The organism is Pseudenhygromyxa sp. WMMC2535, assembly GCF_011083025.2.
The window spans coordinates 8,643,536-8,664,132 of record NZ_JABJWV010000001.1; the positions used below are offsets into that span (position 1 = coordinate 8,643,536).

The 20,597-nt window shown below is 70.2% G+C and carries 15 protein-coding genes; 6 read left to right on the forward strand and 9 right to left on the reverse strand.

The genetic code is table 11. The annotated features are described in order from the left end of the window. The first annotated feature begins 21 nt into the window (after positions 1-21). Entirely contained in the window at positions 22-1,032 is a 1,011-nt protein-coding gene (locus tag G6O69_RS33420) for a diacylglycerol kinase family protein (protein WP_172307526.1), read from the forward strand. A 9-nt stretch (positions 1,033-1,041) separates the two neighbouring features. Here G6O69_RS33420 and G6O69_RS33425 read toward each other — a convergent pair whose 3' ends face one another. The 8 genes from G6O69_RS33425 to G6O69_RS33460 all read right to left on the reverse strand — a co-directional run bounded on the left by G6O69_RS33425 (position 1,042) and on the right by G6O69_RS33460 (position 12,781). Further along, on the reverse strand, positions 1,042-2,538 hold the full coding sequence (locus G6O69_RS33425) for an aminotransferase class V-fold PLP-dependent enzyme (protein WP_172308390.1): 1,497 nt from the start codon (positions 2,536-2,538) through the stop codon (positions 1,042-1,044). Between the two features lie 98 nt (positions 2,539-2,636). Further along, positions 2,637-4,211, reverse strand: a complete 1,575-nt coding sequence (locus G6O69_RS33430) for an FGGY-family carbohydrate kinase (protein ID WP_346017116.1) — start codon at positions 4,209-4,211, stop codon at positions 2,637-2,639. A gap of 113 nt (positions 4,212-4,324) precedes the next feature. Beyond that, positions 4,325-5,323: a hypothetical protein gene (locus G6O69_RS33435; protein WP_172307527.1), complete on the reverse strand. Its 999-nt coding sequence runs from the start codon at positions 5,321-5,323 to the stop codon at positions 4,325-4,327. After that, entirely contained in the window at positions 5,320-6,174 is an 855-nt protein-coding gene (locus G6O69_RS33440) for a hypothetical protein (RefSeq protein WP_172307528.1), read from the reverse strand. Before G6O69_RS33440 ends, G6O69_RS33435 begins: the two co-directional genes overlap by 4 nt. Positions 6,175-6,361: 187 nt before the next feature. Further along, on the reverse strand, positions 6,362-8,419 hold the full coding sequence (locus G6O69_RS33445) for a S8/S53 family peptidase (protein ID WP_176397240.1): 2,058 nt from the start codon (positions 8,417-8,419) through the stop codon (positions 6,362-6,364). A gap of 75 nt (positions 8,420-8,494) precedes the next feature. After that, positions 8,495-11,266, reverse strand: a complete 2,772-nt coding sequence (locus tag G6O69_RS33450; protein ID WP_172307530.1) for a CHAT domain-containing protein — start codon at positions 11,264-11,266, stop codon at positions 8,495-8,497. A gap of 38 nt (positions 11,267-11,304) precedes the next feature. After that, entirely contained in the window at positions 11,305-12,093 is a 789-nt protein-coding gene (locus tag G6O69_RS33455; RefSeq protein WP_172307531.1) for a hypothetical protein, read from the reverse strand. Beyond that, a complete protein-coding gene (locus tag G6O69_RS33460; protein ID WP_172307532.1) occupies positions 12,086-12,781 on the reverse strand; it encodes a sigma-70 family RNA polymerase sigma factor in 696 nt (231 codons plus the stop codon). Before G6O69_RS33460 ends, G6O69_RS33455 begins: the two co-directional genes overlap by 8 nt. A 294-nt stretch (positions 12,782-13,075) precedes the next feature. On the opposite strand from G6O69_RS33460, the gene G6O69_RS33465 reads away from it, so the two are divergent. The 5 genes from G6O69_RS33465 (at position 13,076) to G6O69_RS42520 (ending at position 18,989) form a co-directional block, all read left to right on the forward strand. Next, positions 13,076-14,506, forward strand: a complete 1,431-nt coding sequence (locus G6O69_RS33465; protein WP_172307533.1) for a cytochrome c — start codon at positions 13,076-13,078, stop codon at positions 14,504-14,506. A gap of 201 nt (positions 14,507-14,707) precedes the next feature. Beyond that, positions 14,708-16,021, forward strand: coding sequence for a cytochrome c (locus G6O69_RS33470; RefSeq protein ID WP_172307534.1), 1,314 nt, complete (start codon positions 14,708-14,710; stop codon positions 16,019-16,021). 45 nt (positions 16,022-16,066) lie between these two features. Then, positions 16,067-16,690 (forward strand): hypothetical protein, encoded by a 624-nt coding sequence (locus G6O69_RS33475; RefSeq protein ID WP_217909967.1) that lies wholly within the window; start codon positions 16,067-16,069, stop codon positions 16,688-16,690. Next, positions 16,687-17,193, forward strand: coding sequence for a hypothetical protein (locus G6O69_RS33480; RefSeq protein WP_176397241.1), 507 nt, complete (start codon positions 16,687-16,689; stop codon positions 17,191-17,193). Before G6O69_RS33475 ends, G6O69_RS33480 begins: the two co-directional genes overlap by 4 nt. Before the next feature lie 152 nt (positions 17,194-17,345). Next, positions 17,346-18,989 (forward strand): MopE-related protein, encoded by a 1,644-nt coding sequence (locus tag G6O69_RS42520; protein WP_172307537.1) that lies wholly within the window; start codon positions 17,346-17,348, stop codon positions 18,987-18,989. A 1-nt stretch (position 18,990) separates the two neighbouring features. Here G6O69_RS42520 and G6O69_RS33490 read toward each other — a convergent pair whose 3' ends face one another. Further along, positions 18,991-20,559, reverse strand: a complete 1,569-nt coding sequence (locus tag G6O69_RS33490; protein ID WP_176397242.1) for an AMP-binding protein — start codon at positions 20,557-20,559, stop codon at positions 18,991-18,993. Positions 20,560-20,597: the final 38 nt, after the last annotated feature.

Here is a 20,597-nt window from a genome sequence, read left to right on the forward strand (position 1 = left end):
CCCAGACCCGAGAACCTCGCCGTGCACGCACTGACCACGACGCTGGACCGCCACCTGCGACGCGCGCCGAGCCTGCTCGTGGTCCTCAACCCAAACGCCGGCCGCGTGCGCCGGCAGATGGCATCGCCTGCCGCACGCATCGCGTCCGAGCAGACCCCCCGCCTCCACCTGACCGGGAGCCTCGAGCAGCTCGACGCCCTCTTCACCGAGGTCCCCGTCGACGGCGAGCAGACGCTTTGCTTCTACGGCGGCGACGGCTCCATCGCCCGGGGCCTGAGCGCGATGATCAATCGCCTGGGCGAGGACGCGGCGCTGCCGACGATCCTCCCCGTGGCCGCCGGGACGATCAACGTGATGAGCGAGTACCTCGGCCTGTCCGAGGCGCCCGCGCAGACCCTGGCCCGCTTCGGCGAGGCCGGTCGCCTCGAGCGCCGGCTGCTGCCCTCGATCAAGATCGCCGTCGACGGCCACGCGCCGATCTACGGGTTCATGTTCGGCTGGGGCGTGGGCTATCGCGTGCTCGAGTCCTACTACGGCCGCCGTCCGCACCCGACGCTCGTCGACGCCAGCGTGACCATGGCCCAGACCTTCGCCCAGAGCCTGCACCCGCGCGCGACCGAGCTCCCCCTGTTCTCGCGCCGCGACCTCGAGCTGGTCATCGACGGCGAGGCCCTGGGCGCGAGCCAGCCGCCCCTGCACTCGCTGATCGTCGGCGTGCTCGAGCGCAGCACCATGGGCCTGCGCCCGCTGCCCCCTGCCCCCGTGCACCCGCGCCGCTTCCACCTCTCGGGCAACGGCATGCACCCCACGCAGGTCTTCCGCCACGCCATGCCCCTGCTCTTCGCCCGCGGAGACCAGCGCGAGCTCGAGGGCCGCTATCCCATCGTCGCGCGCGACAACGTGGGAGAGCTGCGCATGACCATGCCCGAGGGCTACACCATCGACGGCGAGATGATCGTCGTCGAGGGTGCGCGGGCGTGCACGATCTCGGCAGGGCCGGCGATCCCCTTTTGGGCGGCGCCGCGCACCTGATCAACCTGATCAGACCTCGTAGAGCGCGTCGAGGTAGAGCTCGAGCAGGTCGCTGACCGCCCCGCGCGCGGGGATCGTCCCGGCCAGGCCGTAGACCGGCGCCATCCCGCCCTCGCTGCTGCTCGCCCCGGACGCCTCGACCTCGGCGACCGACTCGCGCAGGTCCGCCAAGAAGCGCTCGACCACGCCTTCTTGGGTGTGGCGCAAGGTCACCGCGATGTGCACGCAAGGCGGGCGGTGCAGGCCGTTGAGGTTCCAGCGCCGGTGGCTCATGGCGTCGCTGACTCGGTAGATGTCGAGGGCCGCGGGGTCGCTGGCGGCGAAGCTGATCACCCACAGCGGATCCCCGAGCACCTTCAGCTGGGGGATGTCGGCGATGCCCCGGCGGATCGCCTGGCCGGTCTCGACGATCGCCTTGCTCGCGTCGAGGTAGCCCTTGCGACCCATGGACTGCATCGCGGCCCAGCAGGCCGCGCTCACGCCCCCAGAGCGGCTGCCGGCGAAGGTCGGCGAGAAGTAGATGCCGCCGGGCCAGTCGGTGAGCGTGAACCACTGGTGCCGACGCAGCGCCTTGCTGCGATAGAGCACCACCGAGGTGCCCTTGGCCGCGTAGCCGTACTTGTGCGTGTCGGCGGACATCGAGGTCACGCCGGGCACGCGAAAGTCGAAGTCGGGCACGTCGTAGCCGAGCTGCTTGGCCCAGGGCAGCACGAAGCCGCCCAGGCAGGCGTCGACGTGCAGGCCCACGCCCTTGGCCAGGGCGAGCTCGGCGAGCTCGGTGATCGGGTCGATCACGCCGTGGGGAAAGCAGGGCGCCGAGCCGACCAGGCAGATCGTGTTGCGGTCGACGGCCCGCCTCATCGCGCGCAGGTCGGCGCGGAAGTCCGGGCCGGTGTGGATCTTGCGCAGCTCGATGCCGAAGTAGCGCGCGGCCTTGTCGAAGGCCGCGTGCGCGCTGATCGGCGCCACGATGTTGGGCCGGGTGACGCCGCGCTCGGCCCGGGCCTGGTCGCGGTAGGTCTTCATCGCCAGGAGGATCGACTCCGTGCCGCCGGAGCTGATCGCCCCGCAGACCTCGGCGTCGTCGCCGGCAAGGTCCGCGCCGAGCATCTTGGCGGTCATCGACACGACCTCCGCCTCGTACTTGGTGATGCTCGGCCACAGGTCCGAGTGCAGCGGGTTGGTCTGCGAGTGCAGCGAGTAGGCCTTCTCCATCAGCGCGATGTGCTCGGGGTCGCCGTGGTAGACGGCCCCCGACACGTAGCCGTCTTGCCAGCGCGAGGCCTCGCGCTCGCGAAAGGCCTGCATCTGCGCGAGGATCTCTGCGTGCTCGCGGCCCTCCTCGGGCAAGGTCGCGCAGCTCGGGAACTCGTCGCCGTAGGGCTTGGCCGCCGCGCGCAGGTCTCCCATCATCTTGGCGTACTCCGCGTCCACGCGCCGCTTGACCGCCGGGATCCGCTTGGCGTACTCGAAGATCTTCGAGGCCAGGCCCTCGCCCGTGTCCATGATCCGCTGCTTGGCTCGGTCCTTGAGGCTCTCGCTCACCCAAAACTCATAACCGAGGCGACCCCGGCTTTCACCCCCCGGCGTGTCAGGATCTCGTCTCAGCCGTTGAGCCGGCGGTGGATCGCCTTGTTGCGCGCGTAGATGTCGAGGTAGGCCGCGAACAGCTGGTCGTAGGTCTCGCGGTGCGCGGGCGTGGGCGTGAAGCGCTCGGCCACGGGGACCCGCGCGGGGATGTCCTCGAGGCGCAGATGACCGAGGCCCAGGGCTGCGAGCAGCGCGGCGCCGCGGGCGTTGCAGGCCCGCATCTCGGCGACCTGGTGGATCTCGCGGCCGAGCACGTCGGCCATGATCTGGCACCACAGCCGCGAGCTCGCCCCGCCGCCGATGTAGCGGATCGGCTCGCAGCGCCGGCCCACGAAGCGCTCGAGGTAGGTCAGCAGCCAGCGGTTGTTGAAGGCCACGCCCTCGTAGACCGCGCGCAGCAGCTCGGGCCGGCCCGTGCGCAGCGAGAGGTTGTGAAAGCCCCCGCGGATCGTGTGATCCGCCACCGGGCAGCGCTCGCCGTAGAGCCAGGGCGTGAAGATCAGCCCGCCGCTGCCGGCCTTCGCCCGGCCGGCGAGGGCCTCGATCTGCGCCCAGAAGTCCTCGGGCGCCGGGCCGGTGAGCCCGTCATCGGGGAAGAGCAGGGAGTCGCGCAGGTGCTCGAAGCAGGCCCCGGCGGTCTCCTGCGAGGTCGCCACGAAGTAGCGGCCCGGCACCGCCGAGGGCAGCGCGGCGAGGTTGTGGAAGAGGTCGGTCTTCTTGAAGCGCACGTGGCAGCTGAGCCACGACGAGGTCCCCACGTAGATGTGGGCCTCGCCGTCGCCCACGGCCCCGGAGCCCACGGCGGCCGACTGCACGTCCGGCGTCCCGCCGATCACCGCCACGCCCTCGCGCAGGCCGAGGTCAGCGGCTGCGTCCGCCTGGAGCCGACCGACGACGTCCGTGGCCGCGCACAGATCCGGGAGCTTGGCCCGCGGCACCCCCAGCCAGTCGAGCAGCGCGGGGTCGTAGCGCACGTTGTCGATGTCGCGGTTGTCGGTGACCCAGTGCAGCGCGATCGAGTCATAGGTCGCGGCGTAGACCCCGGTCATCCGCCAGTTGAGCCAGTCCTTGGGCTCGAGGAAGCGCGCCGCCTTGGCGTAGGTCTCGGGCTCCTCGTGGCGCAGCCACAGCAGGTGGGCGGTGGGCTCCTTGCCGGCCAGGCTCGGCGCGCCGCCGGTCAGGCGCAGCCAGCGAGCCAGCTTGCGCACGCCGTAGCCGCTGAGCCGCAGGGCGCCCCCGCAGTGCTGATCCATGTAGCGCGCGCCTCGCGAGTCCATCCACATGATCGCGGGGCGCAGCGGGGCGCCGTGATCGTCGACGGCCACGATCCCCGCCCAGTGACAGGTCACGGCGACCGCGGCCACGCGCCCCGGATCCACGCCGGTCTGCTCGAACACCCCGCGGGTGGCCGCACAGATCGCCCGCCACCAGTCCTCGGGGTCCTGCTCGGCCCCGCCGCCCTCGCTGAGCACGAGCGTGGTCGGGCGCGTCTGCCAGCCGAGGACCTCGGCGTCGAGGGTCACGAGCGCCACCTTCGGCCCGGAGGTGCCCAGGTCGATGGCCAGCACGCAGTCGCTCGCCTCGCTCACGCGTCGCCATTGTCGCCGACGACGCGCGCGGGGACCAGCCCCAAACAAAGCGCGCGCGACCGGACTCGCCTCTGGCGAGCCGCGGCCGCGCGCATGTCCCCATCGGAATTCGATCAGGGCAGGATCACGTCGAGCTCACCTTGGCGACCGCTGCCTTCGCCGTTGTCGAGCAGGCCGGAGATCATGATCACGTGGCGCAGCTGCCCGCTGACGACCCCGAGCTGGGCCGAGGCGGACAGCGGGTTGGTCTCGGCGCCCAGCGGATGCGCGGCCAGGGCCGTGAACACCTGGCTCTGGATCGCCGCCGCGGTCGGGAGGCTGGGCGGGCCCGAGTTGACCGCGGGCCAGCGCGCGGACAGCTTATGGAGCTGACCGTCGAGGTAGTAGGACAGCACCAGCTTGGGACCCAAGACCGGGTGGCCGTCGAGCTCGAGGTTCACGAACACCTTGTAGGCCACGACCTCGGGCTGCTGCGGGTTGGTCGAGGACGCGCGCATCAGCTTGTCCACGCTCAGCACCTGACCGGCGCCCAGGCTGACACCGAGGGCCTGGAGGTCCGCGCTCGCGGTCTGGAGGATCGTCGCCTCGTCGACCTCGGTCCCGGCGACCACGTCATCGAAGGCGCGCCAGCTGTGGCGGACATGCATCTGGTTGCGCGACTGGTCGACCCGGAAGCTGTAGTTCTTGGTCGAGCCGAGGATCTCCCCGTCGATGCTCTCGGCGTCGACGATCTCCTCACCGGTCAGCGCCTCGATCTTGATCGCGGGCTTGGCGGTGATCGCCGCCCCGGTGTAGCTGACCTCGGCCTGCTCGAGCAGATCGCTGCCGACCCCGCCAGCCGAGAGCAGCGAGCCCACGCCCTGCTCGTCGATGGTCAGCGGACCCTCGACGCCAGCGTTGGTCTCGTCGCCCTCGTTGTCCTCGGGCCCGGGCACCGTCTCGGGGTCCTCGATCGCCCCGCCGTCCTCGGCGCGGAAGTCCTCGCCGAGGCCAGCCTCGCCGTCGAAGTCCTCGACGCAGGCCAGGCCCGCCCAGGCCATGGTCGTGACGGTCAGCAGCGCGAGGCAGCGGCGGCGCAGCAAGGTGGTCATGGTCGTCTCGTTCGCGCTCACAGCTGGTTGCCTCCGTTCGGGTTACACCCGTTGATGTAGTAGTAGTAGCTCACCGTATGTGAGCCGGGGGACTTCCAGTCGTCGAAGCCCATGTAGTCGTAGATGAAGTTGGCGTCGCTGAGGTTGTCGGCGTAGATGATCGCCACGGCGCACTCGTCGTTGTTCGAGCCGATCGGGCGCCGGGTCAAGTCATCGACCCAGTTGTCGCCGAGGCCGTTGTAGCGCGAGCTATCGACGAAGTCCTCGAAGTTGTTGGTGTGCGAGCGGCCGTCGGAGCTGATCCCGTGGAAGCCGAGCAGCGCCGCGAAGTTGCCATCCACGTTGTAGTAGGCATCGTTGTTCCACGCGCACAACTGGGCCGAGTAGCAGGTGTCGACGATCATCGCGTTGAGATCGGTGTCGCCCCACCACGCGTCGTTGCCCGCGTACGACGAGCCGTAGCGCAGCCGACAGGTCGAGCTGTCGTCGCCCAACAGCACCGAGCTGTAGTAGTTGCCGCCGGAGCAGAGCTTGCTGCCGTGCGAGTACATCATCCCGATGTCGGCGCTGTCGATCCCCCGATTCGCGACCTCGTCCTCGCCGTTGGCGTCCTCGTCGACGTCGGCCACGTCCCGGAAATCGAGCCAGAGGTTGCCGTGGTAGTAGGAGGTGTCGAAGCTCCAGTCGTCGAGCTTGTCGTTGAGGTGACCGACGGTGTCGTCGCCCCAGCTGAGGTCCGAGCCGCCGCAGGCGTCGGGACCGTCGAAGTCGTTGACGTAGTAGAGCGTGCCCTCCTTGGCCGCGTCGGCCGGGCCCGAGGCGAGCAGCGCGGCTGACAGCGCGAGCAGGCTGAGCATGGGTTTGCTAGGCATCCTTGTCCTCTTCATGTGTTCGTACTCGTTGTTCCTCGGTGGTCGTGTCCGCCACCTCGCTCCCCCCATTGCCAAGCACCAGCGACACGATGACGAGCTGCGATAAAAAAATGCCCGCGGTCTCACCGCGGGCATTCACCCCTGCTCGAGGCTCGCCAGTGGCCGAGCACAGCCCCTGGTGAATTCGCTAGATGATGTTCAGCCGGCTCTCGTTGGCCTGCTCGATCCCATCGAAGGTGATCCGCAGCGTCGCCGCCTCGATCCCCTCGGGCATCAGATCGTCATCGAGCAAGATCCGAGTCACGCTCTCGGTCGACAGCGTGACCGCGCCGAGGCTGAAGGTCCTCGCACCCGTCACCCCCTGGACGATGACCGCGAGCTCGGTGATCGGGTAGTCGACGTAGTCTTCGTCGAGGGCGGCCGTCACCGTGGACTCGGAGGTGTAGAAGGTGCAGCTCGGGCAGGCCGGGTGATTGGGCTGCGGGGTGGTGAAGGGGAGCTCCGGGAGGGTCGGGGTCGGGCAGGCGTCCCCCGAGGCCTCGTCGCCGAGATAGGCCTCACCGAGCACGCAGCTGGCCTCGCAGTCCACGGGCTCCGCGCTGAAGCTGAGCGCGATCGGGTCCTCCTCTGGGAGCGCTTCGATCAGCGCCAGGAGCGTCTGCGAACTCAGCGATCCCTCCTCCTCCGGGCTGTCCTCCGCCGTGGTCCCCTCCTCCGTCGTGGTCCCCTCCTCCGTCGTGGTCCCCTCCTCCGCCGTGGTCCCCTCCTCCGCCGTGGTCCCCTCCTCCGCCGCGTCTTCATCATCGGCGCAGGCCAAGGGCATGCTCCCGATCTCACTCAAAGGCGCGCTCGAGAAGGTCCTGCGCGCGTAGTCGATGGCCGCGCACACGTCGAGGCTGCGGACCTGGGTCTGCGAGATCCCGCTGCCCACGAAGGACGCGTCTCGACCCAGCTCCGCGCCGCTGCGGTAGACCGAGGCCATCACGGCCGCGCCGTCGAGATCGGGGAACAGCGACCAGATCAGCGCGACCGTCCCGGACACCGCCGCCGTCGACACCGAGGTCCCCGTCATCGGCGCGCGCGGGTCGTCGAGATCGGGCGAGGCGTGCATCGCCACGCCGACGAGGCGCGGCTCGCCCTCGACGCGCGCGTTGGCCGAGGGCTCCCCCTCGATGTCCACACCCCCCACGGCGTAGACCAGCGGCTTGTAGCTCGCCGTGGGCAGGCTCCCCGGGGCCACCCCGAGCGCGATGCAGCGCGCGACGGTCGGCACGTCCTCGCTCTCCCAGCCCGCCGGCATCAGCGGCCCCTCGGTGCACAGGTGCCCCTGGTTGCCCGCGGCCGCGATGACCACGGCCCCGTGACAGCGGGCGTACTCGAGCGCCGTATGTACCGAGTCGACCGGGAGCGAGGTCGAGGCGTCGTCACCAAAAAACTCGGGCTCCCAACCCAAGCTGAGGTTGATGACCAACCGAGCCGGGTTCGAGGACGACTCCACGGCCTGAAAGATCCCGAAGGCGAGGTCGGCGAAGGAGCCATAGAAGCCGCCGTGGACCATGTCTCGCTTGCGGGTCTGGGTGCGTGGCATGCCCAGCACGTTGTAGACATCGACCGCGCAGTCGTTGTCCCCGGGACACGCGATGTCCTCCACGAAGGCCGTCATGCTCTCGCCGTGCTCCGAGCGGACCTGCGTCGGGATCGGGTCGGGGATCGTATCGACCACGGCGACCTCGACCGGCTGGCGCAGGCTCTCGTTCGCGGGCAGCCCGAGGTCCTCGGCGTCGGCGCGGTTGAGCGCGTCGTAGAACACAGCCTGGAGCGTGGGCGCGAGGGCGTCGGTCATCACGTCGTCGCCCGACTGCGAGAAGATCGCCTCGCAATCGGGCGCGTGGGCGAGCTCCGCAGCGTCGAGGTATTGCAGCTGTATCGCGCTGACCTCCGGCGCGTTGACGGTCTGGTACACGCAGTAGCGCTCGAGCTCACCGCTGGCGTTGGGGAAGAGCGAGCCCTCCTCCCAGCCCGGCACGCTGGGGCAAGACTGGTCCATGCCTATCCAGGCGATCTGGCGGTAGTCGACGCAGGCCTCGTCGCGCACCTTCGCGATCTCGCTGGCCGTCGCACGCAGAACCTGCGTCTGCGCGTCGAGGTCGGCCTCCATGCCCTCGTCCACGCAAGCGATGAGCGAGCTCGAGGCGATCGAGATGGAGAGAATCAGTCGCAGTTCGTGTCGCAGTTCGTATCGCATTTGGCAGCTCATGTTCTGCCCTCCCATTGCCGGTCACCGCCAGCGCGATGACGCCTCGGCCCACGCGCGCACCCATCATGGGGCGAGCACACGAAAACTACGCCAGGCCGCGTCCGGCCTGCGAGCGCGCAGCTCCAGCTGAACCCTGCGCAGGGCCGCGGCCGCGTCGAGGGGCGCTCCCCTCTCCCCCAGCGCCGCATAAAACGCCTCCCCCACCGCGCGCGCGAGGGTGTCGTCGACCTCGCCCTCGGCCGCGACGACCCAGTCGGCCCCGCCGAGGATGAAGGCGCGGCCGAGGTTCATCCCACCAGCCGAGGTCTCGGCGCTGAGCGTGGCCGTCTCGCAGCCCGTGAGCACGATCAATTTTGGGACACGCGGGAGCGCGAGCACGTCGGCGACGCTGAGCGTGTCGCCGTCGTGGAGCAAGAGCGCCGCGTCCCAGCCGCTGAGCCCACGGTGCGCGCCGTGGCCCGCATAGTGCAGCAAGTCCGCCGCGCCGAGGTCTTCGCTCAGGCGCGCGCGCGTGGCTCGATCCCCCTCGCGCAGCGCGACCGACCAGCCCCACGCGCGCAGCGAGTCCGCCACCGCCCTCGCCTCGGCCTTGGCCTGGGGCAAGTCCCCTGAAGGATCCGCCACCACCACCGCGCGGGCGCGCTCCGGCGCCGAGCCAGCGCCTTCCTCAGATCGCGCGCGCGTCGGCAGATCGAGGGCGTAGATCACCGGCGCGGCGTCGAGCAGCACGCCCTCGGCGAAGGGCAGCGCATGTAGAGCCCGCGCCCAGACCTCGCCGCCGGCGAGCACCCGCACGCGCTGCGCCGCCTCGATCTTCGGGCGCAGCTGGGGGTCGTCGAGGACCCGCCCGAGCGCACCGAGCTCGGCGCGCGCGACCTTCACCCCCTCCACGTCGCGGGCAAAGATCCAAGCCGCGTCCTCGCCTTCGAAGGGCAGCAAGGTCAGCTCGCCTGGGCGCGGCGCCGCCAGCCCCTCACAGCCGAGCGCGCCCTGCCCTCCCCCGACCAGGCGCAGCGCCTCGTCGAGCAGCGCCTCGGCCTCGGCGAGCTGCTCTTTGCGCCGCTGCTCTCGACGCACGCGCTGGGGCGCAGAGTAGCGCCAGTCCTCGCGCGCCTCCGCGACGGCGCGATCCCGCAAGGTCAGCGCCTGCTCGAGGATGCTGCGTCGGCGCTCGCGATCCGCCGCCGACAAGCCCGCGATGCGTGCCGCCTGATCCAAGACCCGCAGCTCTCGGGCGCGAGCCAGGCGGATCCGGCACAGCGCCTCGTCCACCTGACCGCGGCGGATCAGCACCGCCACGAGGCCGCGGACGCTGGCCGAGCGCCCAGCAAAGAAGAGCTCGCGGCCGACGTCGATGCCCAGCGTCGAGCTGACCTCGTCGAGGATCCCCTCGGCGTCGAGGTAGCTGCGCGTCGCCGCCTCGAGCAGGCCAAAGCGCTCGAGGGTCTCGGCCTCGCGCACCGCCGCGGTCCAGCGCAGGCCGATCTCCGCGCTCGGCTCGGGTCGGCTGACGAAGCTGGGCAGCAGCTCGTCGCGGCCGGTCTCCAGGCCCACGCGCGCCCGGGCCTGGGTGAGCCAGCCGGGGTCGAGCCACGCGGGCATCGCCTCGAGCTCGAGGCTCTCCAACCACGCGAGGGCCTCCTCGGGCTCGTCCTCGGCCAGCGCGACATAGGCCAGGTTGATCCGGGCGAGGCTGGCCGCGTCGGCGTCGGGGCAGGTCCCCTCGGCGTCGACGAGCTCGAGCTCGTCGAGCAGCAGCGGCCGCGGCGGATCGTGCGGGTGACCGGCCTCGGCCAGCAGCAGGTGCGTCCAGGCCAGGTTGCCGTAGAGGAGCGCCCGATCTTCGCAGCGCAGGCCCGGCGCGCCGGCCTGGGCGAGGAGCTCGCGGGCGCTGCTCAGCGCCTCCTCGCTGCGCCCGAGCTCGGCGAGCAAAGAGCCGTACATCTCGCTGACCGCCACGTAGTCGCGCAGCAGGCCGACCCGCACCGCCGCGCGCCGAGCCTGCTCGAAGGCCTGGAGCGCCGCGCCCAGGTCTCCGATCTCGAGGGCCAGCAGCCCGCCGTAGTAGCCCGCCCAGGTCTGCGCCTCCGCGCCCTCGAGGGCCCCCGCGACCTCGACCCAGCGCCGCGCGGCCACCCGATCCCCGCGGGTGTAGAGCTGAAGGTAGGCCGCCACCCCAGCGAGCTCGGCGAGCGCCCGCTCGCGGCCAAGGTCCTCGGCGAGCGCGGCCGCCTCTTGCGTGTAGCGCAGCGCCTCGGGCCGACCGCGATGCAGGCGACGCAGGGTCTCGAGGGCCGCCAGGCGATCCGCCCCGGCCAAGCCGTCGAGCGCGCCCTCGAGCAGCGCCCGCGCCTCGCCGACCCGCGCGGGATCTTCGAGGGTGCCCGCCGCTTCGTCGAGCCCAACCATGCGCCTGGCGACGCGGACCTCCTCGGGGTCGCGCTCTCGATCGAGCGCCAGGGTGAAGGGCTCGCGCCAGGGCGGGTCGACGCCCGCGAGCACCACGGCCGCCTTCGCCGACGCCGGGACAGCCACGGCCAGGCGCAGCCCGCCGTCGACGGAGGCGCGCTCGAGCAGCTCCGCGGGCTCACCATCCACCCGGACCTCGAGCGCGGCCTCGGCCTGGATGTCGATCCAAAACCACAGCCGGCCCGGGGCCTCGGCCCTCAGCGCGCAGCGTGGCGGCCCGAGCTCGGGCGAGGAGAGGTCCCGGCAGCCGCCGACCTCGACGCGCGGCGAGGCGATCGCAGGCAGCTCGGCCTCCCCCCTCGCGTCCTCCCCCCTCGCGCCCTCCCTCGGCTCACAGCCCAGCCCCGCCAGGATTGGGCACAGCAAGAGCCCCACCCAGCCACGAGCTGCTGTCAGTCTTCCTCTCAGAAGGGCTCAATCTTGACGCCTACGACGATCCGCTGCCAAGCCCCCTGCGCCTCCTCGGCCACGAATTTCTCGGGCAAGAGCCCGGGTGTCGCGACCAACACCTGCACCCTCCACTCACCTGCATCTAGTGCCACGAAGCCATCCAAGCCGCCGTGTAGACGAATCGCACCTTCCGGTGAGATCTCGGCGTCGACCGGGCCCGCGAAGCGCTGCTCGCCAGCGCTCGACTCGGCCGCGATCGCTACCGCGACCGGCCCATGGATCGGCTGCGCTGGCGTGAACACCCAGTCGATCGCGTCGTCGGGCCGCAAGCGCAGGCTCGCCTGCACCTCGGCCGCGCCGCGCGTGCTAGCGACGCCCCCTTCGAAGCGCGAGAGCTCGTAACGAGGCAGCGCGGCGACCTCCTGCCCGGGGTCACTGCGGACGCCCCACCACAGCAGCAAGCCCGCGGCCGCAGCGAGCGCGGGACCCATGAAGTGCAAGCTCCGCCGCGAGCGGGCGCGCAGCTCGACGACCCCCCCATCCGCCTCGCCGGCCTCGCTCTTCGAGCGCGGCGGCGAGGACGAGGTCGGCTCGGGGGTCTCGGCCATGACCACCTCGGCCTCGGGGGCCTCGGTCTCGGTCTCGGTCTCGGGGGACTCGGTCTCGAGGCGCGCGAACACGTCGTCGAGCAGTCGCGCGCGCGCCTCCCCGGCGAGCGGCTCGGGGAGTTCCTCCCTCGCCGGCTCAGACTCGAGCGCCTCACGCTGGTACCGCCCGAGGCGGCGCAGGAGTTCGTCATCCATGGCCCAGCTTCTCCTTTGACGGTGGCTCTCGCGTCGATGACGAAGCTCGACGCGGATCCCCCAAAATCAGGCTGCGCGCGAGCTTGCGGGTCCGATAGCTCCACGCGTTGACCGCCTGGCGGGTCATACCGAGGGCCTCCGCGACCTCCCCGGGCTCGAGCTCGCGCACGAAGAGCAGGTCGAAGAGCTCGGCGTCGCGCTCGTTCATCCGGGCGTAGAGCGCATCGAGGACCGCCCCCAGCTCGTCGCGCTGCTCGAGCTGGCGCGCCAGCCCCTCGGCCTCGTGCATCGCCGCGGGGTCGTCGTCGATGGTCTGCGGGTCGCGGGGCAGCTCCGCCCAGGGGTTCCCGCGCTGCTGACCCAAGATCCGCGCCACCCGGCGGCGGGCGACGAGGCGGACGAAGCTGTCGAGGGAGCGGCCGCGCTGCGGATCCCAGCGCCGCAGCTCTCGCGCGTCGCGCTCGAAGAGCGAGACCAGCACCTCCTGAACCATGTCGCCCGCCTCCTGGCCCGGATCGCGCCCGACGCTGGCCGCGTGGCGGCGAAGCACGAACACGACCTCGCGGTGGATCACGTCGAGCAAGCGCTCGGCCAGACGTCGGCGCGCGCCGGGGCCATCGCCGAGCGCCGCCTCGACGAGCTCGGTGTCCCCCTCCGAGGTCCCCCTCGCGTTCGCCCCCTGCGACATCGGGGCAGGTTATCGCCCACACCCAAGGGTGTCGATGACCCGCCCCACGGCCCCAGTCTGCGGTCTGGCTGCGTCTTTCGTGATCACCCGCCCGCGTTCCAACGTCGTCGACACTCGGCGAAGCATCGCGCGGCCTCGCGTCTGCACGCGGCGATCGCAGCGGTGATCGCAGCCTGATGCCAACACGGACGTCGGTAGCGATCACTCCAGCTCGCGCCCTCGAGCTGCGCCCGATCGTCTCGCGACCGTTGGTCGCGGTGACGCGTCGACGCCCGCGCTCTACACCAACACGCGATGGACCTCCCCATCTACCACCTCGACTTGCTCAACAACCGCATGCTGATCGCGATCATTGCGATCCTGCACGTGGTCATCAACCACGGCATGGCCGTGGGCGGGATCCCGCTGGTCTCTTACCTCGAGCACAAGGGACAAAAGACCGGAGATCCAAGCTGGGACCGCCTGGCCCAGCGAATTCTGATGGTCTTCTTCATCGTCACGACCACGGTCGGCGCGCTGACCGGGGTCGGGATCTGGTTCTCGACCAGCCTGGTCAACCCCTACGCGATCGGCAGCCTGATCCGCGTGTTCTTCTGGGGATGGTTCACCGAGTGGATCGTCTTCGTCACCGAGGTCGCGCTGATCTTGGCCTACTACCTGACCTGGAAGACCTGGGTCGGGCCACGCAAGCGCGCCCACCTACGCCTCGGCGTGGGCTTGAGCCTGGCCTCGTGGGGGACCATGGCGATCATCGTCTCGATCCTCGGCTTCATGATGGACCCGGGCGCGTGGCTGACCGACAAGACCTTCTTGAGCGGCGTGCTCAACCCGATCTATCTGCCGCAGCTCGCCTTCCGCACCCCGCTGGCGATGATCATGGCCGGCGCCTTCAGCCTGCCCATCGTCCACCTCTCGACCGAGCGCGGATCGACCGAGCGCGCCAGGGTGGTCCGCGCCGTGTCCAAGTGGATGCTGCTGTGGACGCCGGCCTGCGTGATCGGTGGCAGCTGGTACGCCTCCGTGGTCCCCGAGGCCATGCAGGGCAACCTCCCGGTCGCGCTGCTCACCCAGGCCCTCTCGCAGTGGTCGACCGTGGCCTTGTGGGTGCTCGCCGTCGCCTGCGTGCTGATCGCCGCGATCGCGGCCTGGGGCTTCACCCGCCCCCAGAGCCTGCGCCCGTGGGCCTTGATCCTCCCGGCGCTGCTCTCCGTCGCGCTCATCGCCAGCTTCGAGCGCGTCCGCGAGTTCGTGCGCAAGCCCTACGCGATCGCCAACTACATGTACGCCAACGGCATCCGCAAGGATGACTACCCGCTGCTCCAGCGCGACGGCCTGCTGACCCACGCGACCTACACCTCGGTCCGCGAGATCACCGACGACAACGAGGTCGAGGCCGGCCGCGAGGTGTTCAAGATCGCGTGTACGCGCTGCCACACCGCCGACGGCGTCAACGGCATGCGCACCTTGCTGGTCGACATGTACGGCGACGAGCAGCCCTGGGACGCGGGGGCGATCGACGCCTACGTCGGCTCGATGCACGCCGCCCGCCCCTTCATGCCGCCCTTCCCGGGCAGCCCCAAAGAGCAGGCCGCGCTCGCGGCCTATCTGGTCACCCTCCAGCAGCACCGCGACGTCATCGAGGGCGCGCAGTCGGCCGGCGTCACCGCGGCCCCGGGGCGCAAGCGCCTCGGCCTCGACAGCGCCCAGGTCCAAGACGCCGGCTGAGCCTGCCTCGTCCGCGACTCCTAGGAGCCCGTGGTGAAACCCAACACGACACCTCGCTTGGTCCTTCCGCCGATGGCGTTGTCGCCAAAACTTGCGGTACGCCCGGTACAGCGGCGTTTTGGCTTCGCGCCCTCGACAAAAACCCCGGCGCGAGGAGCCGCGCTGGGTTCCACCACGGGCTCCTAGCCAGACAGGTCTGTCATGATCGCAACACCCATCCCCCGCGACATCCCCCTGCCCTTGCCGGCCAACCCCTACTTCCTCGAGGTCCTGCTGGTCCTCGCGTTCTTGGCCCACATCATCTTCGTCAACCTCATGGTCGGCGGCTCGATCCTCGTGCTCGGCTTCGAGATCCGCGGGCTGCGAGTGCGCGACTACGACAAGCTCGCGCGCATGCTGGCCGCGACCGTGACGGTCAACAAGAGCCTGGCCGTGGTCCTCGGCGTGGCCCCGCTGCTGCTGATCAACGTGCTCTACACCGTGCACTTCTACACGGCCAACGCGCTGACCGGCGCCGCGTGGATCATGGTCATCCCCACGGTCGCGCTGACCTTTTTGTTGATCTACCTGCACAAGTACAGCTGGGATCGCCTGCGCGAGCTCGAGGTCGTGCACATCGCGATCCTCGCGCTCGCGGTGCTCTTGCTGCTGATGATCCCGCTGATCTTCCTGGCCAACGTCAACTTGATGTTGCTGCCCGATCAGTGGACCGAGGTCCACGGCTTCCTGAGCACGCTGGCCCTGCCCAACGTGTTCCCGCGCTACTTCCACTTCCTCTCGGCCTCGCTGATCCTGACCAGCCTCTACGGCGTGCACCTCGTCCGCGGGCCCAAGTTCGAGGAATACGGCCCCTTCGAGACCCTGACCCGCGGGCGGATCATCCGCAGCTTCTACGCCATCGCCTTCGTGGTCTCCCTGGCCCAGTTCCTGATCGGCCCGCTGGTCCTGCTGACCTTGCCGGCCCAGGCCACGCACGCGAGCGTGGTCCTGACCGTGCTCCTGGGCGCGAGCCTGGCCGTGCCCGCGGTCTGGATGATGTGGAAGGAGCTGAGCTCCCGCGAGCCCAGCGGCGCGCGCCTGCCCTTCATCGTCGCCTGCCTGAGCCTCACGGTGCTGTGCATGGGCCTGGGTCGCCACTTTGCCCGGGCCACGGCCCTCGACGACCACCGCCGGGCGATGGCCGAAGAGACCGAGCGCTACCTCGCCGAGGCCGAGCAGGCCGCCTACGACCAGGAGATGGGCATCTCGCGGGCCGCCTCCGGCGTCAGCGAGGGCGAGCACCTGTTCAAGATGAACTGTAGCGGCTGTCATGCCCTCGATCGCCGAGTCGTCGGCCCGCCGCTGACGGAGATCGCTGGCATCTATGGTGGAGATCCCCAGGGCATCGTCACCTGGGCGACCGCGCCGGGGAAGAAGCGCGCCGACATGCCGCAGATGCCTCCCTTCGCCAGCCTGGGCGACGACAAGCTCGCGTTGATCGCTGACTACATCCTCGAGATCGGCGACGAGGGCTGATCCCTCGTTGCCCCCTCTTCACCCAGGCTGTTACCATGTTCTCCCATGTTGGAGAGAGCCCTGTATTGGAGCGCTTGCGTCGGCGGAACACTCGGGCTGTGCGCAGCGCTACTCCAGTCATCGGGTTGCATCATCCCCGACTACTGCATCCTCGTGAACATCGTGGGCGATGACTACTGCACCGCCGCCGCCGCCCCTGTCATGTGGCCGATCGGCTCACCAGAGCTCACCAGGCCAGTGCTCGAGGACGGCGCCGCCGTCGTCGGCTGTGAATGTTTGAACGCAACCGAAGCCCAGTGGATCGAAGACGAGGTCCCGGAGGAACAGTTCCTCGCGCTCGTCGCAGAGATCCAGAGCGCGGCACGGGACGAGTGTGCATCCTCAGTGCCGTCAGGCTTCGATCACAACTGCTACGAAGACGAGATTGAGTTTGGCCCCATCTTCACCAACGACGGGCCGACCAAGTCCGGGAGCTGTATCGACTCCTGCGCATACGTGAGCCCGCCCCCCTTCGGAGACTGTCCCGACGACCCTGCGCCTTTCGAATGCAATGATCGAGATGGCACGGACGAGGCGGGGGAGACCGAAGACTTGGAAGATTCGGACGACTCGGAAGACTCGGAAGACGATACGACGACTGGCTTCACGAAGATCGAGCACCCACGATGAGGCGCTTTATCATGTTCGCCTTCGCGCTGCTGTCTCTCGGAGGCTGCGCCGAACGACAGCTGGCCGGGCCGGACTCCGAGCTGCTCCCGGTCTGCATGCTCTATCCAGCAAAGGGGTACGACGAACATGGAGATCCAACGCTGCTGCGCGATCTCGACGGTTCGACCGGCCGCACTTGCGACTGCCTGACCCAAGAAGAGCTCGACGAAGACCTTCGCCTCGACGAGTTTCACGAACAGGCGCTCGAAGAGTGCCTCTCGCTGGGCGCGGCGTTCCAGACCAACGACTGCCAGGAGATGTACGACGAAGGCGGTTGGCTGCTCTTGATGCTGCCCGCCACGGGCGACAACGCATGGTTGACGAGTGGCAAAGGCCTCAGCTGCGCGGAGTCGACCAACGAAGCAGGCTGCGCCATGAACAACACCCCGTCATCACCCTGGAGCATGTTCGTGCTCACCGCTATTTGCCTTGGGCTCCCGACCCGACGTCTCCGCGCCCCCTGAGCTCGACAACCGCCCTGCGCCACGGTCGTCAGCCCGCCGCTGACGGAGATCGTTCGCATCGACGACTCCGCGGTCCCCACCTCGCGGCGAGTTCACACGCCGGGCATCCTGGTTGTCGCGTGTTCGTGACTGGCCAGGACTAGCCTGGCGATGTGGTCCATCTCGCTCGCGTCCCCACTAAATTTTGCCTGACCGCGCTGTCCGTCCTCGCCTGCGCCTGCGCCAGCGAGGACGAGCCCTCCCCCTACGCGAGCGGCTCGGGCTTCGCCGACGACGCCGACGCCGACGGCTCGGAGGACGCGGGCAGCGAAGAGGGCGGGAGCGCCGGCGACTCGAGCAGCGAAGCGGGCGTCGGCACGACGAGCACGGGTGACACGAGCAGCTCCGAGAGCGCGGACACCAGCGACGACGCCTGCGTCAGCGACAGCGAGTGCACAGACTCTCCCTTTGGCGAGCTGTGCGACCCCGACTCTGGCTTTTGCGTGCACTGCCTCCCGGGCAGCGTCGAGGCCTGCTACTCCGGCAGCGCTGGCACCCAGGGCGTGGGCCCCTGCACCGGAGGCGAGCGCACTTGCCTCGACGACGGCACCGCCTGGGGCGCGTGCATCGGCGAGCTCACCCCGGTCAGCGAGCAATGTGACAACGGCGTCGACGACGACTGCAACGGCGCCATCGACGACGACCTCGACCAGGACCTCGACGGCTGGGGCAGCTGCAGCGGCGACTGCTGCGACATCGCCGGCGGCGGCTGCCTGAACCCGGAGCTCGTCAACCCTGGCGCCTTCGAGGTCCAGGGCAACGAGGTCGACGACGACTGCGACGGCGAGCTCGACGAGGCCCCGCTCGCCTGTGACGCCGGCCTGTCCGAGGGCTCCACGGACCCCCTGGACTTCGCCCGCGCCATGGAGCTGTGCTCGTTCACCGAGGCCGACGCCCCGCTCGAGTCGCGGGTCTGGGGCGTGATCTCGGCGAGCGTGGCCAAGCCCGGCGGCGCCCCGCTGGCGAGCTGGCAGCAGGTCGGCCTGCCGACCGAGTACGGCCCCAACCTCCCGCCGGCCAACGCGGCCATGGTCGTGCTCTCGTCTGGCTGGGCCTCGGACACGGCCGCGAGCGCCGAGTGGGGCAAGGGCTGGGGCGCCTACCAGGACGCGCCCAGCGAGTGGCTGAGCTTCCACGGCGGCTACCTGCCCAAGAACCCCGGCTGCGGTCAAAACGGCAAGAAGATCCGCGATCCCGCGATGCTCGAGCTGAGCGTCCGCGCCCCGACAAACGCCCTGTCCTTCAGCGTCGACCTCGACTTCTTCAACGCCGAGTACCCCGAGTGGGTGTGCGGGCAGTATCAAGACATGTTCGTCGCGCTGATCGCCAGCGAGAGCGACGCCAACCCCGAGGACAGCAACATTGCGATCTACGACGACGGCCAGGGCGGGCAGTACCCGATCGGCGTCAACCTGGCCCGGGACAGCGGGCTGTTTCGCCAGTGCGCCGTGGGCTCGAAGTTCGGCTGCCAGGGCAGCGGCAGCGAGGACGCGGTCGCCTGCGAGGGCGTGGACCAGCTCGTCGACACGCCCTACGGCGCCTCGGACCCGGGCTGCGGGGGCGGGCACACCTACTCCGGCGGCGCGACCGGCTGGCTGACCATGCGCGGCAACGTGGTCCCCGGCGAGGTGTTCACGATCCAGATGTTCGTCTTCGACGCCGGCGAGTCGGGCTCGGGCCTCGCCGACGCCCTGGTCCTGCTCGACAACTGGCGCTGGGAGCTCGAGGCCTCCGCGCCCGGCGTCGTGCCCCAGTGAGTCAGCCGTCCGCGAGCAGGCGCTCGCGCAAGACGAAGCGCTGAGACTTGCCGCTGGGCGTGCGCGGGATCTCGTCGATCAGGTGGACCTCCCGCGGCGCGAGGTGAGCCGCGACCTCGCGCTTGATGTACACGCGCAGCTGGTCGAGGAGCGCCTCCTGTGTGGTCTCGAGCCCGGGGGTCGGGACCACGAAGGCCACGATGATCTCGCCGCGAGTCTCGTCGGGTCGCCCGACCACGGCGCAGTCTTGGACCGCGGCGTGGCGCATCAGCGGCTCCTCGATCTCCGCCGGGCCCACGCGGTAGCCGGCGGTCAGGATCACGTCGTCGGCCCGCGAGGCGAAGGCGAAGTGGCCCTCCGGGTAGTGGATGCACACGTCGCCGGTGAGGTACCAGCCGTCCTCGCCGATGCGCTCGGCGTCGCGGCCGGCGTGGTAGCCAGCGAAGAAGTTGAGCGGGCACGAGGGCAGGTGCAGGGCCAGCTGACCGGGCACGCCGACCACGGGCTTGCGCTCCTTGTCGAGCACGGCCGCAGCGAAGCCGGGGTTGGGCAGGCCCATGGCCCCGGCGTGGACCTCGTGCTCGAGGCCGTGGTGGTTGCCGATCACCATGCCGAGCTCCGACTGACCGTAGTGATCGCGCAGCGCCGCGCCGGTCTTCTCTTCGAAGGCCCGGGCGAGGTCCGCCGAGAGGGTCTCGCCCGCGCTCGAGGCCACGCGCAGCGGCACGCCCTCGAGGTGAGGCACGAGCGCGCGGTAGGCCGTGGGCGCGGACATCAAGTTGGTGATCCCCTCGGCCCGGGCGAAGGCGCCCGCTCGCTCGCCGTCGAACTTCTCCTGCAAGAAGCGGATCGTGTGCCCGAGCAGCATCGGCCCGACCACGCCGTAGTAGAGGCCGTAGGCCCAGCCGGGGTCGGCGAGGTTCCACAGCCGATCCTCGGGGCGAAGGTCGACGCTGTACTCCAGGTAGGCGCGAAAGGCCGGCAGCGCGCGCAGGGGCACGGGCACGCCCTTGGGCTGCCCGGTCGTGCCCGAGGTGAAGATCAAGATGAAGGGCTCGTCGGCGCCGTGGCGCTGGAACTCGGGCGCCTCGCCCTTCACCTGGGGCAGCGCGTCGACGTCGAGCACGCGCTCGCAGCTCGCGGGCAGGCGCTCGATCAGCGCGGCCTCGGTGACCACCAAGCTCGCGTCGGCGGCGCTCACCCGCGCCTCGATGCTCGCCGGACCGAAGGCCGTGAACAGCGGGACCAAGGTGGCGCCGAGCTGCCAGATCGCCATGCAGGTCGCGAGCAGCTCCGGGCGCTTGGGCAGCAGCATGGCCACGCGCGAGCCCGGCCTCACGCCCTCGGCGTGGAGCACCGCCGCCATCGCCCGGGTGCGCTCGGCGAGCTCGCCGTAGCGGATCACCGCCCGCTGATCCCCCGACTGCCAGACAAGCGCGTCGTGCTCGGCCGGGTGGCGATAGACACACTCCTCTGCCACGTTGAAGCCTGCCTCCAGCGAACCCGCTAGCCCTCGCAGCTGCTCGCTGAGTGCCTCTTCCCCCGTCAGTGCTCGATAGGACCTACGCATGCTTGGATTGGTTTATGCCTGCGTGCGCGCTGACGCAA